General features: G+C 71.4%; 14 protein-coding genes. 8 read left to right on the top strand and 6 right to left on the bottom strand.

Annotated features, from left to right (window positions below; all coding sequences use genetic code 11):
* Positions 1–1,348, bottom strand: a 1,348-nt coding sequence (locus VKN16_04250; GenBank protein ID HME93416.1) for an amidohydrolase family protein, incomplete at its 3' end; no start/stop codon positions are given.
* A 184-nt stretch (positions 1,349–1,532) separates the two neighbouring features.
* Here VKN16_04250 and VKN16_04245 point away from each other — a divergent pair.
* Positions 1,533–1,835, top strand: coding sequence for a hypothetical protein (locus VKN16_04245; GenBank protein HME93415.1), 303 nt, complete (start codon positions 1,533–1,535; stop codon positions 1,833–1,835).
* The gene (locus tag VKN16_04240) at positions 1,832–2,386 is read left to right on the top strand and encodes a DinB family protein (protein HME93414.1); all 555 of its coding nucleotides are present in this window, start codon (positions 1,832–1,834) and stop codon (positions 2,384–2,386) included. Before VKN16_04245 ends, VKN16_04240 begins: the two co-directional genes overlap by 4 nt.
* A gap of 7 nt (positions 2,387–2,393) precedes the next feature.
* Here VKN16_04240 and VKN16_04235 read toward each other — a convergent pair whose 3' ends face one another.
* From VKN16_04235 to VKN16_04215, 5 genes are read right to left on the bottom strand one after another with little or no spacing between them, the layout of a single operon-like run.
* The gene (locus tag VKN16_04235; protein ID HME93413.1) at positions 2,394–2,687 is read right to left on the bottom strand and encodes an AzlD domain-containing protein; all 294 of its coding nucleotides are present in this window, start codon (positions 2,685–2,687) and stop codon (positions 2,394–2,396) included.
* Entirely contained in the window at positions 2,684–3,337 is a 654-nt protein-coding gene (locus tag VKN16_04230; protein HME93412.1) for an AzlC family ABC transporter permease, read from the bottom strand. Before VKN16_04230 ends, VKN16_04235 begins: the two co-directional genes overlap by 4 nt.
* 35 nt (positions 3,338–3,372) lie before the next feature.
* Positions 3,373–4,071 carry a phenylalanine--tRNA ligase beta subunit-related protein gene (locus tag VKN16_04225; GenBank protein ID HME93411.1) on the bottom strand — a complete coding sequence of 233 codons (699 nt, stop codon included), beginning with the start codon at positions 4,069–4,071 and terminating at the stop codon, positions 3,373–3,375.
* 3 nt (positions 4,072–4,074) lie between these two features.
* Positions 4,075–5,283, bottom strand: coding sequence for a CoA transferase (locus VKN16_04220; GenBank protein HME93410.1), 1,209 nt, complete (start codon positions 5,281–5,283; stop codon positions 4,075–4,077).
* Positions 5,284–5,292: 9 nt separating this feature from the next.
* Positions 5,293–6,408, bottom strand: a complete 1,116-nt coding sequence (locus tag VKN16_04215; protein ID HME93409.1) for an amidohydrolase family protein — start codon at positions 6,406–6,408, stop codon at positions 5,293–5,295.
* A 159-nt stretch (positions 6,409–6,567) separates the two neighbouring features.
* Here VKN16_04215 and VKN16_04210 point away from each other — a divergent pair, with 159 nt between their 5' ends.
* The 6 genes from VKN16_04210 (at position 6,568) to VKN16_04185 (ending at position 15,897) form a co-directional block, all read left to right on the top strand.
* Positions 6,568–7,551, top strand: coding sequence for an ABC transporter substrate-binding protein (locus VKN16_04210; protein ID HME93408.1), 984 nt, complete (start codon positions 6,568–6,570; stop codon positions 7,549–7,551).
* Between the two features lie 80 nt (positions 7,552–7,631).
* Positions 7,632–8,771, top strand: coding sequence for a cobalamin-independent methionine synthase II family protein (locus VKN16_04205; protein ID HME93407.1), 1,140 nt, complete (start codon positions 7,632–7,634; stop codon positions 8,769–8,771).
* 10 nt (positions 8,772–8,781) lie between these two features.
* Entirely contained in the window at positions 8,782–9,750 is a 969-nt protein-coding gene (locus tag VKN16_04200) for an aldo/keto reductase (GenBank protein HME93406.1), read from the top strand.
* 4 nt (positions 9,751–9,754) lie between these two features.
* Positions 9,755–13,285: an adenylate/guanylate cyclase domain-containing protein gene (locus tag VKN16_04195; protein HME93405.1), complete on the top strand. Its 3,531-nt coding sequence runs from the start codon at positions 9,755–9,757 to the stop codon at positions 13,283–13,285.
* Positions 13,282–14,226 (top strand): LLM class flavin-dependent oxidoreductase, encoded by a 945-nt coding sequence (locus VKN16_04190; GenBank protein HME93404.1) that lies wholly within the window; start codon positions 13,282–13,284, stop codon positions 14,224–14,226. Before VKN16_04195 ends, VKN16_04190 begins: the two co-directional genes overlap by 4 nt.
* Before the next feature lie 69 nt (positions 14,227–14,295).
* Positions 14,296–15,897 (top strand): ABC transporter substrate-binding protein, encoded by a 1,602-nt coding sequence (locus VKN16_04185; GenBank protein ID HME93403.1) that lies wholly within the window; start codon positions 14,296–14,298, stop codon positions 15,895–15,897.
* Positions 15,898–16,271 lie beyond the last annotated feature (374 nt).

Here is a 16,271-nt window from a genome sequence, read left to right as displayed (position 1 = left end):
CGTTGAAGAGGCGCGCCGCGTTGAGTCCGAAGATCTGCTCCTTGACCTGGCGGGTGAGCGGCTGGTAGCCGTGCGCCTCGATGAGCGCCTTGGGGATCTCGAAGCGGCGGAAGGCGTCGATCTGCCACTGGGGCGTGCCGTACCAGATCGAGTCGGTGCCCCACAGCACGTGGTCGGCGCCGAAGGCGTCGATGGCCTGCCCGAGCAGATGCGCGCACGCGGTCGGATTGGTGGTGGCGAGCTGGCCGAAGGTGGAGCCGAGCTCCATGTAGACGTTCTTCTGCACGCCCGCCTTCTTGGCCATCCGGCAGAACTCGCTGGTCCACGGCACGTCGACCGACTGGGCGCGCGGCACGGTGAGCAGCCCGGCATGATAGAGCACGAAATCGATGTCCGGGAAATCGCGCGCAGCCTTGATCACGTCGCGCGGATGGTTGTAGTCGGACACCGGCCCGAGCGGCAGCCCCTTGTGCAGGCACACGCGCTTGACGCCCAGCTTCCGGGCCCGCTCCAGCATGGGGTAGGCGATCTTCTCGTCGTCCACGAACCAGCCGTGGTCGAACCCCTTGGGCGCCGCGCCGGTGTATCCCTTCCACGCGTCGACCTTCATGGTGGTGGCCTGCTGGTCCATGAAGTCGAGATCGACCTGGCCCAGCTGCGGGGTGATCAGCCCGTGCGCGAGCATGCGACGCGACTGGGTCACGCGGTTGATCTCGTCGCGGATGTGCGTCATCTCCTTCGGCGGCACGACCGCTTCCTGCGGATACGGCCCCGGCGGCGTCGAGATGAGACCGATGTCGGTCTCGCTGTCGAGGAAGACCTCCTTGACCATGTTGGCCCACGCCAGGTCGGCCATGGTGCCGCGGTCGGAGGCCAGCCTCGGGTTCAGGCGCCGCGAGCCCTGCCGCAGCCCGAGCAGCGCCTGCTTGCTCACCGCGCCCTTGCGGGTGGCTTCCTCGTCGTGGGGATCGTAGGCGGCGCCCACGTAGTGCAGCTGCACGTCGAAGATGAAGTAGGCATCCCCGCTCCGTGCCTTGAAGGCGGCCGGGTCGGCGGCCTCGACCGGCTGCACGTCCCAGAAGCGGCCGAACACCGCGTTCATCGCGAGCAGCGACGTGGCCATGCCGCCGCTCGTGCGCAGGAAGTCGCGGCGGCTCAGGCCGAGGCGCGGCGCGAGCCGCCCCGCTTCGCTCAGGATGAGCCTCTCGACTCGGCGCTGCTCGGGCGTCTGGGGCAGGGGCGGGAACTCCTCGTTGGAGACGAGGCGCGTGGGCACCGGCGTCTCGCTGGCGAGGCCCTGCCGCATGCCGGGAAGCAGTCGGAACGCATAGCGATTGCGTGTCGTCACGAGCGTGGCCTCCTTGGCGACCGAGTCTAGACCCGGAAGCGCCCTTGTCAACGCCTCGTCCCGGGGTCCCGGGGTCAGGTCTTGCATTACGACATTTTCGCCGCGTCAGGCCATCGTGGCGCGCCACCAAATGTCGTAATGCAAGACTGACCCCAGTGTAGTGTTCGGGCAGGAGGACGGGGGGATGAAGGGGCAGGGTACGGTGAAGGGCATTCTCGTCGACGGCAACGACGGGCACGAGTATCTGCTCGGTTTCAGACCGGGCCAGCCGCGCCCGACGCCGGTGCTGAGCCGCCGTCAGAGCGACGGGCGCTTCGAGCCGGTGGAGGACGTGCAGGAAGCGTCGCGTCTGGCGGTGCGGCAGCTCGGGTTCGGTGGCGGGCTGATCGGGCCGGGAACGGGTCAGCACGCGTTCCTCTGGAGCGCGTTCACCGCCGCGCTCAAGACGCTGCCGGTGCCGCCTAGCTGGCCGACGTGGCAGCCGTGAGTCGCGCGAAAGCCGGCATGAAGGCAAAGGGCGGCATGAAGGCAAAGGGCGGCGTGAAGGCGAAGGGCGGCGTGAAGAAGGACGCGGTGCGCGCCGAGGTGCGGGCCCTGGTGCGCGGACCCTCGTACATGACCTTCGACGACGTGGTCGCCGACTTCCCGATGCGGCACATCAACACGCGCCCGCCCAACGTGCCGTACACCCCGTGGCACCTGCTCGAGCACATGCGGATCGCCCAGCGCGATATCCTCGAGTACATCGAGGACCCGGAATACCGCCTGCCCACGTGGCCCGACGACTACTGGCCCAGGGCGGACGACGAGGCCGACGCGGCGGCGTGGAAGAAGACGATCGCCGACTTCCGCCGCGACCGGGCCGCGCTCGAGAAGATCGCGGCGAACCCGCGCGTGGCGCTGGGCTCGGCGCTGCCCTACGCGCAGCAGCACACGCTGATCCGCGAGCTGCTGATCGTCTCCGAGCACAACACCTACCACATCGGCGAGTTCGCGATCCTCCGCCAGGTCATGGGCACCTGGCCGAGCCGGCGCTGAGGCGCGCTCAGCCGAGCCAGGCCCCCGCCGCGTAGCCGATCGCGCCGCCGATCAGGCACAGCAGCAGCGAGCGCGCCGGGCTGGCGAGCAGCGCGCCCGCCGCGGCGGCCAGCACCGGGACGTCGGCCAGCCGGCCGCCGTCGCCCACGAGGGTGGCCGTCGCCAGGCTCGCGAAGATCGCGGCCGGGATGCGTGAGAGGATCATCTCGAAGCGCGCGCCCGGGCGCGGCAGCAGCACCACCGCGGCGGCGCGGCTGCCGTAGGTGATCAGCGCGATCGCCAGCAGCACCAGCGCGCTCACGACGCCCGACCCGGCAAGGCCACCAGCACGCCCGCGATGACCGGCGCGAGCATGCGCAGGTCGGGCAGCAGCACCGCCACCGCCGCGGTGAGCACGGCGGCCGCGACCGCGCGCGCCACGTGGGACGGCCGCGTCACCGCGAGCGCGGCCAGCCCGATGAACAGCACCGGGAAGATCGCGCCGGCCACGCTCTCGACCGCGGCGAGCCCGCCGCCCAGCACGCCGACCAGGGTGCCCACGAGCCACGCGACCCAGAGCGTGAGCCCGGCCACCAGCAGCGTGCGCTCGGTGGTGGCGCCCACCGCGCGCGGCTCGACCGCGTTGCCGGCCGCGATGGCGAACCCGAACGTCTCGTCCACCAGGAAGAACGCGAGCAGGGCCCGCCGCCGCGGCCCGCTCTCGAAGCGCGAGCGCAGCGCCGCCCCCAGCACCAGGTGGCGCAGGTTCAGCACGACCGCGGTCAGCAGGAGCGGGACGAGCGTGGCGCCGGCGCCGAGCAGGGCCACCAGCGCGAATTGCAGCGCCCCCGAGTAGACGATGACCGAGGAGGCCAGCGTCAGCGGCGCCCCGAGGTAGGCGCGCGCGGCGGCGCCGTAGAGGCTGCCGAACACCGCGACCGCCGCCGCGGCGGGCAGGCTCTGCAGCACCACCGAGCCGATGCGGGGGACGGACGGCGAGAGTGGGCTCAGGCCGGCAGCTCGATGCGTGGCGATGCCGAGGAGAGCACGGCGCGCGGCCGCGGGGCTTCCCAGCAGCCCGTGATGTGCCCGGCGAGCGCGTCGATCAGGGCCGGCACGTCGGCGGCCGCGGTCTCGTGCATTCCCTCGACGACGATGAGGACCTCGCGGGTGTCGGCGGTGACGGTGGAGCGCCGGCTCTGCCGAAACGTCCAGCGTCGCGCGTGCGCGTGGCCGGCCGCGTCGGCGAAGATGACCTCGCCCGGCTCGGCGCGCTCCGTCTCGCCTCCGAAGCCGTCGTACGCCTCACCACCCGCGGCGTGGCGCACCTCCAGGAACGAATCGACGCCCGCGAGGTCGAAGATCGCCACCGGCAGCGCGAAGGCGAGCGAGAGCGCGTTGCCCAGATCCACCAGCGGATGCAGGCGTGGCAGGTCGTTGTCACGACGGAAGCGGCGAAGCAGGGCCTCGGCAGCGGAGCGGTACTGCGTGGGCTTGAGGCCCATCTGGGTGTAGGCGCGGCGCCACGCGGAGATCTCGGCCAGCTCGGACTCGGGGCCGCGCGCCAGCCGCTCGCGCGCCCGCGCGTGCCAGGGCTCGATCAGCGCCTGCACGTCCGCCTTCGGGTGGATGCCGCCGACCCGCAGGACGCCGGGGACGAGCTGGGGGAACTGCTCCCAGATGGACGGCGCGTGACCGAACCGCACGGCTCAGACGACGGCGCGCGCCCGCAGGCCGGCCACCTCGTCCGCGGTGAGCCCGAGTACCTCCGCCAGCACCTCGTCGGTGTGCTGGCCGGCGAGCGGGGGCGGCGTGGTCACCGCCTCGGAGTCGGACAGGCGGATCGGGCACCCGGGCACGCGGAACCGGCCGCGCGTGGGATGCTCGATGGTCTCGACCGCGCCGCGCGCGTTGAGGTGCGGGTCGTCCAGCACCTCCTGGGTGTCGAGGATCGCCCCGCACGGCACGCCCGCCTTGCCCAGGGTGGCCAGCACCTCGTGCTTGCTGCGCGCGCCGGTCCACGCCCGCGCGATGCCGTTCAGGTCCTCGCGGTGCTGCCATCGCGTCGGCGCGTCCGCGCAGCGCGGGTCGGTCAACAGGTCGTCGCGGCCGATGGCCCGCGCGAAGTCCTCCCACATGCCCTGGTTCATCGGCTGCACGTAGATGTACACGTAGTCGTTCGGGCCGCCGGGCGCGCACGCGTAGAGGCCGTCGGGCACCGCGCCGGGCGGCGCGCCGTTGCCCCGCCGCGGCGTCGGCTTGCCGTCGCGGTAGTGCACGACGTAGCGCTGGCGGATCAGGTTGGCCACCGCCTCCTGCATGGACACCTCGACGACCTGACCGCGTCCGGTGCGCTGGCGCTCGATGTAGGCGGCCATGATGCCGGCGGCCAGGTGCACGCCCGCCCCGCTGTCGCCGATGTTGGCCCCGCAGAGCACCGGCTCGCGGTCCGGGAAGCCGGTGACGCTCATCACGCCGCCCATCGCCTGGGCGATCATGTCGAAGCTCTTGTACTCGTGATACGGCCCGGAGAGCCCGAACCCCTTCAGCCGCGCCAGGATGATCCTGGGATTCACCGCGCTCAGGCGCTCGTGGTCGAGCCCGAGCCGCTCCATGAGCCCGGGCGCGAAGTTCTCCACCACCACGTCGGCGCGCTCGACCAGCCGCAGGAAGAGCGCGTGGCCCTCCGGCTTCTTGAGGTCGATCGTCACGCTACGCTTGTTGGCGTTGAAGAGCAGGAAGAACATCGCGTCGAGCCCCGGCACCTCGGGTCGGTTGCGCCGCGACTGCTCGCCGCCCGGCGGCTCGATCTTGACGACGTCGGCGCCGAGCCAGCCGAGCAGCTGGGTGCAGGAGGTGCCCGCCTCGAACTGGGTGAGGTCCAGGATGCGGATGCCGGACAGGGCCTGGTCGGTCACGATCGCTCCTCAGAGCCGGTAGAACCCGCGCGCGCCCCCGGCCAGGATCTCGCGCCTGGTGGCCTCCGACAGCTCGGAGCGGTCGCGGATCATCTGCGGCGCGCCGGGGAAGAAGCCGTCGGGATGGGGGTAGTCGGTGGCCCACAGGATCTTGTGCGGCCCGATGTACTCGGCGAGCGGGCCCAGGCAGCCCTCGACCGGCTCGAACGAGATCCAGCAGTTGCGCTGGAACAGCTCGCTCGGCTTCATCGACAGCCCGGAGTCGTTGAAGCCCTGGTCGTCGAAGTGGCGATCCATGCGATCGAGCCAGGGGGCGATCCAGCCGCCGCCGGATTCCATGAAGCCGATGCGCACGCGCGGGTAGCGGTCGCACACCCCGCTCCAGATCACGCTCATCGCGGCCAGCATCATCTCCATGGTGTGCGAGATGATGTGCCGCGCCCCGCGCGTCTCGAACCGGTCCACTCCGACCTGGGGCATGCCGCCGCTCGCGCCCTCGTGCAGGCCGATCGCCATGTCGAGCTCCTGCACCTCTTCCCAGAACGGCGCGTAGTCCGGGTGGTGCAGCATCTTGTCGTTGTAGGGGTTGGGGCGCAGAAAGCCCGCGCGCATGCCCAGCTCCTTCCGCGCGTAGCGCATCTCCTGGATGGCCAGGTCGATGGACTGCATCGGCAGCATCGCGACCCCGAACAGGCGGTCGGGGTAGGGCTGGCAGTAGTCGGCGAGCCAGCGGTTGTACGCGCGGCACATGCCGGCGGCCAGGCACGGCTCGCGCACCGCCCCGGAGAAGAGGCCGACGCTCGGATACAGGAACGCGGCGTCGATGCCGTCGAGATCCATGTCCGGGATGCGGGCGTGCGGATCGAAGCCGCCGCGCCGGCCGTCCACGTACTTCATGGTCTCCTCGGGCACGCCGCCCTGGCGCGCCCCGATGGCTCCGATCACCCCGAAGCCCTTCTGGCTGCCGAGCACGCGTCCCTCGACGAGCAGGCGCTCCTTGCCGTCGGTGTCGATGACGATGCGCGGGGCGCGGTCGCGGTAGGCGGGGTCGATGTACTTGTCCCAGATGTCCACCGGCTCCAGCACGTGGCCGTCGGCGTCGATGACGTGGTACGCGCGTCCCATGGGATCCTCCTTCGGGAGGGGGGATCGATCGTGTGGAAGAGACTGTAGCATCCTCGCCGGTGGGGGCAAGAGAGCGGCGGGAGAGTGCGCCACACCCTCGAATGCTGGTAGACTCGCCGCGTGACGTGGGGACAATCGGACCCGATGCGGTCCTCCGGGATGCCTCGCCGCGCCTTCATCGTGACGATGACCGGCGGCATCCTCCTCGTCGCCCCGCTCATCGCGGGTGCGCAGCCGGCCAAGCGGATGCCGCGCATCGGGGTGCTATCGCCGGCCTCGGCCACCGAGGGCCTCCCCAATCTGCAGGCCCTTCAGGCTGGCCTGCGAGAGCTCGGGTACATCGAGGGTCAGAACGTCACCGTCGAGGCCCGCTGGGCCGAGGGGCACACCGAGCGTCTGCCGGAGCTCGCGGCCGAGCTGGTTCGCCGTCCGGTCGAGGTGCTCTGCACCGCGGGCACGCAGGCCTCCCAGGCGGCCAAGCGGTCGACGTCCACGATCCCGATCGTGTTCGCCAACGTGGCGTTCCCCGATCGGACGGGCCTCGTTGCGAGCTACGCGCGCCCGGGCGGCAACGTCACCGGGGTCGCGTTCATCGGCCCCGAATACGGCAAGCGCTTGGAGCTCCTCAAGGAGGCCCTTCCGGGGCTGTCTCGGGTCGCCCTCATCTACAATCCCGAGAACGCGGGGAGCGTCTTGGCTCTCGAAGAGACCCAGCGATGGGCGGCGACTCTGGCCGTCCGGCTCGAGCCCCACAAGTTTCGAGGCTCCCACGATTTCGAGTTGGTCTTCGGAGCGCTCGCCGGGCGTCGACCCGATGCGCTCATGACCACGGCCGATCCGCTCATCCATTCCTACCGCGTGCGTATCGCCGACTTCGCGCTGAAACACCGGCTGCCCTCGATGTATCCAGGCCGGGAATTCGTGGACTCCGGGGGCCTCATGTTCTATGGCGGGAGCATTCCCGAGATGTATCGGCGCGCGGCGGTCTATGTGGACCGGATCCTGAAGGGCGCCAGGACGGGCGAGCTGCCGGTGGAGCAGCCGACGAAGTTCGACATGGTGATCAACCTCAGCACCGCCCGGGCCCTCGGCGTGACCATCTCGCCGTCGCTGCTGCAGCGGGCGGACGAGGTGATCGAGTAGTCGCGAGGCGGCCGGTCTCGCCCGCGGGGCCCCGCGTCCTTGACAACCTCGCGCGAGTGCGGTCACATTCCGCTCGCCCCATGAAGCGGAGCATCGACCGCATCCTCACCACGCACACCGGGAGCCTGCCGCGTCCGCCCGACCTGGCCGGGATGCTCGACGCGCTCGACACCGGGGGCGCCGTCGACGCGGCCGCGCTCGAGGCGCGGGTGCGCCGCGCCGTCGCCGACATCGTGCGCCGGCAGGTGGACGCCGGCGTCGACGTGGTGAGCGACGGCGAGCAGGGCAAGGTGGGCTACTCGACCTACGTGCGGCACCGGCTCACCGGCTTCGACGGCCAGAGCGGCGCGGCGAAGCGAGCCGACTGGGCCGACTTCCCGGAGGCGGCGGCGCGGGCCGAGCGCCGCGCCGCGATCCTGCGGCCGGCCTGCAACGGCCCGATCGACTGGAAGGACCGCGGGGCGGTGCAGAAGGACGTGGCCAATTTCCGCGCCGCCGTCGAGAGCGCCGTCCCCACCGACGCGTTCATGAGCGCGGCCTCGCCGGGGGTGATCGCCCACTTCCTCCAGAACACGCACTACCCGAGCCGCGAGGCGTACCTCGCCCGGCTGGTCGACGTGATGAAGGAGGAGTACGACGCGATCCACCGCGCCGGCTTCGTCCTGCAGGTCGACTGCCCGGACCTGGCCATGAGCCGCCATCTGGCGTTCCCCGAGGTCGGCAACGCCGAGTTCGTGCGGATCGCCGAGGGCAACGTGGAGGCGCTCAACCACGCGCTTCGCGACATCCCGCCCGACCGGCTGCGCCTGCACCTCTGCTGGGGCAACTACGAGGGCCCGCATCACCGCGACATCCCGCTGCGCGAGATCCTGCCGGTGGTCCTCCGCGCGCGTCCGCAGGCCATCTCGCTCGAGGGCGCCAATCCCCGCCACGCGCACGAGTGGGCGGTGTTCCGGGAGGTCAAGCTACCGGAGGACAAGATCCTGATCCCCGGCGTGCTCGACACCACCACCAACTTCATCGAGCACCCCGAGCTGATCGCGCAGCGGATCGTGTGCTACGCGGAGGTCGTGGGACGCGAGCGGGTGATGGCGGGCAGCGACTGCGGCTTCGCGACCTTCGCGCGGTCGCAGCCTCTCGTGGAGCCGGAGATCGTCTGGGCGAAGCTCGAGTCGATGGCGGAGGGGGCGCGGCTGGCGTCCCGCCAACTCTGGAAATAGGAGAGCGATCATGCTGATGCGCCGGCTCGGCCGCACCGGGCTCAAGGTGTCCGCGCTGTGCCTGGGGGGCAACACGTTCGGGTGGACCACCGACCAGAAGGCCTCCGAGGCGGTGCTCGACGCCTACTGCGAGGCGGGCGGCAACTTCATCGACACCGCCGACGTCTACTCGCGCTGGGCTCCCGGCAACACGGGCGGGGAGTCGGAGGCCGCGCTCGGCCTCTGGATGACCGCGCGGAAGAACCGCGCGTCGGTGCTGATCGCCACCAAGGTCTGCGGGCCGATGGGTCCGGGTCCCAACGACAAGGGTCTCTCGCGCGCCCACATCATGGAAGGCGTCGAGGCCTCGCTGCGGCGCCTTCAGACCGACTACATCGACCTCTACCAGGCGCACTGGGACGACCAGGACACGCCGCTCGAGGAGACCCTGCGGGCTTTCGACGATCTGATCCGGCAGGGCAAGGTGCGCTACCTCGGCGCCTCGAACTACCCGGCGTGGCGACTGACCCGCGCGCTGTGGGAGAGCGACCGCCACCGCTACGCGCGCTACGAGTGCCTGCAGCCGAAGTACAACCTGGTGATGCGCGACGAGTACGAGCGCGAGCTGGAGCCGCTCTGCCGCGAGCAGGAGGTGGGGGTGATCCCGTACTCCTCGCTGGCCAGCGGCTTCCTGTCGGGCAAGTACCGCTCCGGCGAGCCGCTGCCCAAGACCGCGCGCGCCGGCGGGGTCGAGAAGACCTACATGAACGAGCGCGGCTTCCGGGTGCTGGCCGCGGTGGAGAAGGCCGCGGCGGCGGCCAACGCCAGCGCCGCCCAGGTGTCGCTGTCGTGGCTCGCCCACCGGCCGGGGATCACCGCGCCGATCGCGTCGGCCACCTCCGTTTCTCAGCTGAAAGAGCTGGTGGGAGGGATCGACCTGAAGCTCGACGCCGAGCAGACCGCCGCCCTCGACCAGGCGAGCGCCTGGCGCGACGCCTGACAGCGTGACCTGCCCGGGCTGCGGCCAGACGAATCCGGCCGGCGCCCAGTTCTGCGGGGGCTGCGGGAGCCGATTGGCCGCGGTCTGTCCCTCGTGCCAGGCTCCCAACCCGCCGGGCAACCGCTTCTGCCACCAGTGCGGGGCGGCCCTCGCCGCACCGGCGGCGTCCGCTGCCCCCGCGTCGCCGGCTCCCTCCGCGTCGCCGGTCACCTACACGCCACGGCACCTGGCCGAGAAGATCCTCACCAGCGCCGGCGCCCTGCAGGGCGAGCGCAAGCAGGTGACGGTGCTGTTCGTCGACGTGTCCGGCTTCACGGCGCTCTCGGAGCGCCTCGACCCCGAGGAGGTCCACCGGATCATGAGCCGGGCCTTCGACTCCATGCTGGCCGAGGTCCACCGTTACGAGGGCACCGTCAACCAGTTCCTGGGGGACGGGATCATGGCGATCTTCGGGGCGCCGATCGCGCACGAGGACCACGCGGTCCGCGCGGTGCACGCCGCGCTCGGCATCGCGCGGGCGCTCGAGGCGTACCAGGCCGAGCTGCTCCCGCGTGGGATCCGTTTTGGCGCCCGGCAGGGGCTCAACACCGGGCTCGTGGTGGTAGGCAGCATCGGCAGCGATCTGCGCATGGACTACACCGCGGTGGGCGACGCCACCAACGTGGCCGCGCGCATGCAGCAGGGCGGAGCGCCCGGCCGCGTGACGATCTCGGAGGCGACCTACCGTCTGGTGCGCGGTTACTTCGAGACGCGACCCCTGGGGCCGATGGAGGTCAAGGGCAAGACCGAGCCCGTCGGCGCGTGGGAGGTGGTGGCGGCGCACGAGGCCCGCACGCGGCTGGAGATCGCCGCCGAGGGCGGGCTCACGCCGTTCGTGGGGCGGGAGCGAGAGCTGGGCCTGCTGCTCGAAGCCTTCGGGCGCGCCCGCGACGGCCAGGGCCAGGTGGCCTTCCTGGTGGCCGAGGCCGGGATGGGCAAGTCGCGCCTGCTGTCCGAGCTGCGCCGGCGGATCGGCGGCGAGGCCGCGTGGCACGAAGGGCACTGCCTGTCCTTCGGCCGGGCCATGCCCTTCCATCCGCTGGTCGACCTGCTCCGTCGGCAGCTCGACATCGAGCAAGGGGACACGGAAGCGGCGGCCGCCGCGAAGGTCGAGCGGGGCCTGGCCGCGATCAGTCCGGAGCTCGCGCATGTTGCGCCGTATCTGCGGGCGCTCCTGTCCATCGATCCGGGCGCCGACCTGCGCTCGATGACTCCCGCCGAGCGGCGGGCCGAGACCTTCGAAGCGCTGCGGAGCATGCTGGTCCGGAATGCCGAGAAGCGGCCGCAGGTCGTGGTGATCGAGGACCTGCACTGGATCGACGGGGTGAGCGAGCAGTTCCTGACGACCCTGACCGAGAGCGTGCCGGCCCTGCGCGCGCTGCTCGTGTTCACCTACCGCCCAGGGTACGCGAGCCCGTTCGGAGAGCGGAGCTACTTCACGCGCGTGGTGCCGGGGGCGCTCTCCCGCGAGGAGAGCGCGCGCATCGCCCAGGCGGTGCTGGGCGCCGAAGCGCTGCCCGACGAGCTCCGCGCCCTCGTCGCGGACAAGGCGGAGGGCAACCCGTTCTACGTCGAGGAGCTGGTCCGCTCTCTCGAGGAGACGGGCGCGCTCCGGACCGTCGAGGGGCGGCTGGCCCTCACCCGGCCCGTCTCGCAGATCGCGGTGCCCGACCGGGTCCAGGACGTGATCGCGGCCCGGGTGGACCGGCTCGCCGAGGCGCCGAAGGTCACCCTCCAGCTCGCCGCCGTGATCGGGCGCGAGTTCAGCCGCCGTCTCGTCGATCACGTGTCCCAGATCGGCGAGGCCACGGATCCCGCCCTGCGCGAGCTGAGCGCGCTCGAGCTCATTCACGAGCGGCGACGGTTTCCCGAGCTGGCCTACGGCTTCAAGCACGCCCTGACCCAGGACGTGGCCTACGCCTCCCTGCTCGTCCAGCGCCGGCGCGAGCTCCACCGGCTCGTCGGCGCGGCCATCGAGACGCTCTACGCCGATCGGCTCCCCGAGCACTATGAGGTTCTCGCCCATCACTTCTCCCGCACCGACGACGCGGAGCGGGCGCTTGCCTACCTGATCCGGGCCGCCCAGAAGGCCACCCAGGCCTTCGGCCTGCGCCAGGCGCTCGATCTCTACGCGGAAGCGCTCGGCGCGGCCGAGCGTCTCGGAGACCGCGCCCCGGTGACGACCCTGATAACCATCCACTCGGCCCGGGCGGACCTCTTCTTCGGGGTGGGCGACTTCCCGCGCTCCCGGGAGGCCGCCGAGACCGTCGTGGAGCTGGCCCGGCGCGCGGAGGATCGCTCCGCCGAGGCCAACGCGCTGATCCAGGCCGCCTCCGCGCTCCAGTGGGCGGAGGACCTGCCCGCCGCGCTCGAGGGCGCCCGCGAGGCGATCGAGCTCGCCGAGGCCGCGGGGGCGCAGCGGCCGCTCGCCGGCGGCCTCTACGTGCGCGGGTACATCCACCTGGTGAGCGGGAATCTCGACCCCGCGAAGGACGACGTGGAGCGGGCGCTCGCGATCGGCCGGTCGGTGAGCGACCCCAACCGGCAGGCCCTGGCGCTGCACTTGCTGGCCCTGCGCTCGGGCTGGCGCGGCGACTACCGTGAGGGGCTCGAGCAGGCGAGCGAAGGCGCCCGGCTCGCCCGCGACCACTCCCTGGTCATCCCGCTCCTCCGCTGCCTCTGGAACCAGGGCGCGATGTGGAACGACCTGGGCCAGTACGATGCCGCGTTCGTGGCGCTGAGCGAAGGGCTCGCGCTCGCCGAGCGCATCGGCGACGACGCCTTCATCCCGCGGTTCCAGAACACCCTCGGGTGGATGCTCCTGGAGTGCGGCGCGCTCGACCGGGGCATGGAGCTGTCCGAGCTGTCGTACGAGGTGACCAACCGCTCCTCGCGGGCCGGTCACGGCACCGGAGCCGAGCGGCGCGCCTTCATCCGGAACAACGAGGCCGACGCGTTCATGACGCGGGGCGACCTGGCGAGCGCCGCGGAGGCCCTCGCGGAATCGCATTCGATCGTGCTGCATCCGCCCCCATCCCGCTGGATGACGTGGCGCTACGCGACCCACTGCTACGCGAGCCAGGGGCAGCTCGCGCTGCGCCAGGGCGATCCCGCGCGGGCGGGGCGTCTGGCCGACCAGAGCCTCGAGCTCGCGGCGCCGACCGCCTCCCGGAAGTTCGAGGCGTGGGCCTGGCGGATCAAGGGGGAGAGCGCCACCGCCCGCCACGCCTGGGGCGAGGCGGAGGAGGCGCTGCAGCGCTCGCTGGCGCTCGCGACCGCGATCCGCCAGCCGCGCCAGACCTGGCTGAGCCACGAGGCCCTGGGGCGGCTCGACGCGGCGCGCGGCCGGCGCGACGACGCGCTCGCGCGCTACCGCGCGGCGTGGGACATCATCACCTCGTTGCGCGCGGCGACGCGCGATCCGGGCCTGCGGGAGGGGCTCGAGTCCTCGCCGCTTGCCCGGGAAGTCGAATCCCTGATCGGAGGATCGTCATGACCGTCGAGATCGGTGTCCTGATTCCCACGCGCGAGGCGATCATGTCGGGCCGGCCCGAGACGGGCCCGCTCATCACCATGGCCGAGCGCGCCGAGGCCGCCGGCTTCGACTCGGTGTGGATCGGCGATTCGATCACCGCGCGGCCGCGCCACGAGCCGCTCACCCTGATGGCCGCGATCGCGGCGCGCACGAAGCGCGTGCGCCTCGGCACCGGCGTGCTGCTGCCCGCGCTGCGCAACCCGGTGGTGCTCGCGCACCTGATCGCCACCGTGGACCAGGTGGCCGAGGGACGGGTGATCCTCGGGGTGGGCATCGCCGCGGACACGCCGCAGATCCGCAAGGAGTTCGCGGCCTGCGGGGTGCCGTGGGATCGCCGGGTGGGCCGGTTCCTCGAGACGCTCGAGATCTGCCGCGCGCTCTGGCAGCGCGACGCGGTCACCTTCCACGGCAAGCACTTCAGCCTGGACGGCGCCACCGTCGAGCCCAAGCCGCACCGGGCCGGCGGGCCGCCCATCTGGATCGGCGGCTCCGGGCCGACCGCCTTCCGCGAGGCCGCGCGCTTCGACGCGTGGTTCCCGACCGGGCCGAGCGTGGAGTTCTTCGCCGAGCACTTCCCGGGGATCCAGGCCGCGGCGCGCTCGGCGGGCCGGGCCGCCGACGCGGTCTCGGGCGCCGCGTACGTGACCCTCGCGCTGGATGCCGACCGGACCAACGCCGAGCAGCGGCTGCGCCAGTTCCTCGAGACGTACTACGCGGCGCCGGCCGCCGCGATCATGGCGCGCCAGGCGACCTACGCGGGGCCGATCGAGGGCTGCGCGGAGTGGCTCCAGCGCTGGATCGACGCGGGCGCCCGGCACCTGGCGCTGCGCTTTGCGGGCGGCGACCAGCTCGCGCAGGTGGCGGACGCCGCCGCCCACCTCCTCCCGCGCCTGAAGCGGTAACCGCCCCTCACCTACTTCGCTCCTGGAGCCGATGCTAGACTCCCACGAGCTACCCAACGGAGGTCGGACATGAGCCGGCTCACTCGATCGCTGACGCTCCTCGGCTGCCTCGTTCTCGTTCTCGCGCTCGGCTCGGTCCCGCCGACTTCCGCGCAGGAGCAGCCCCGCGCGGGCGGCGAGCTGGTCTTCGTGGTGGCCGCGGAGCCCCCGAGCTTCGACGCGCATCGCGAGGAGACCTTCGGGATGCTCCATCCCGGGGCGCCGCAGTACAACACCCTGCTGCGGGTGGAGCCCACCGACCGCACCGGCACGAAGATCATCGGCGATCTCGCCGAGTCGTGGACGATCTCCCCGGACAAGCGGACCTACACCTTCAAGCTGAGGCGCGGCGTGAAGTTCCACGACGGCAGCCTGATGACCTCGGCCGACGTCAAGGCCTCGTACGACAAGATCATCTTCCCGCCCGCCGGCGTCATCTCGAGCCGCAAGGCCGCCTACCGCACGGTGGAGGCGGTCGAGGCGCCGAATCCGGACACGATCGTGTTCCGGCTCAAGTACCCGGAGGCGTCGTTCCTCACCAACCTCGCGTCGCCGTGGAACTGGATCTACAAGGCCGAGATCCTGGCCAAGGACATGCACTGGTACGAGAAGAACGTGATGGGCACCGGCCCGTTCAAGTTCGCCGAGTACGTGCGCGGCTCGCACTGGGTCGGCAAGAAGAACCCGGACTACTGGGACAAGGGCAAGCCCTACCTCGATGGCTTCCGGGCCATCTTCATCCAGGACTCCTCCGCCCAGGTCGCGGCCATCCGCGGCGAGCGGGCGATGATCCAGTTCCGCGGCTTCAGCCCGTCGCAGCGGGACGGGCTCGTGCAGGCCCTCGGCAGCAAGATCACGGTGCAGGAGAGCCCGTGGAACTGCTCGATCCAGGTGTCGATGAACCAGGAGAAGAAGCCGTTCGGCGACAAGCGCGTGCGCCGCGCCCTGACCCTCGCGCTGGATCGGTACGCCGGCTCCGCCGCGCTCTCCCGCATTGCGGTGGTCAAGGACGTGGCGGGCATCCAGGTGCCGGGCACGCCGTGGGCCACGCCGCCGGACGAGCTGAAGAAGCTGGCCGGCTACGGCGCCGACATCAACGCCTCGCGCGCGGAGGCGCGGCGGCTCTTGAAGGAAGCGGGCGCGGAGGGCCTCTCATTCGTTCTCACGAACCGGGCGGTGCCCCAGCCCTACGAGCCGGTGGGCATCTGGCTCATCGACCAGTGGCGGCAGGTCGGGCTCAACGTCAAGCAGGTGAGCCTGGAGTCGGCCGCGTGGCTGCAGGCGCAGAAGAACGGCGAGTTCGAGGTGTCCACCAACGCGCCCTGCAACTCCATCGTCGAGCCCGACATGGACCTGCACTGGTTCCTGACCACGTCGCCGGTGAACTTCAGCCGTCACAAGGACACCGCGATGGACGACCTGTACGAGCGCCAGTCCCGCACCACCGACCCCGACGAGCGCAAGAAGCTCCTGCGCGCGTTCGAGAAGCGGCTCTACGACGAGGAGGTGCACTACATCATGACCTTCCAGTGGAACCGCATCGTGCCGCATCTCTCGAAGGTGCGCGGCTGGACCATCACCCCGAGCCACTACCTGAACAACCAGCTCGACACGGTGTGGCTGGCCGAGTAGGGACCGCGGGCGCTCGTCCAGTTTTCGCTTGACACGTTTCGCCAGGGCACTTCTCTGCCGATATGCAGCCCTCCCGGAATGCAGGCCTTGACGCTCGGACGTCCGCGCTTCCGCATTCCGTTCGGCCCGCCCAGCAGAAATCATTCGGCGCTCGTGAATCATTCGACGTCGGCCGCCTCCGGCCCCCCGGAACTCGCGGGTTAGAGTGGCGCAGCGGAAGGAGGCCACGGCATGACGACCGAATCGTTCACGCTTCTCGAATCTCCGTCTCGCGTCCAGGAGCTGGATCGGCTCGGCGACGAGATCGCCGAGCTGTCCGCCCACCTCGACGCCGCCACCGCGCGTCTGCTCGATCTGATCCGTGAGTTCGACGC

Source organism: Candidatus Methylomirabilota bacterium (assembly GCA_035315345.1).
Classification (GTDB): Bacteria; Methylomirabilota; Methylomirabilia; order Rokubacteriales; family CSP1-6; genus CAMLFJ01.
The sequence above is the reverse complement of the archived record's forward strand: the minus strand, read 5'-3'. Positions and strand labels throughout refer to the sequence as shown.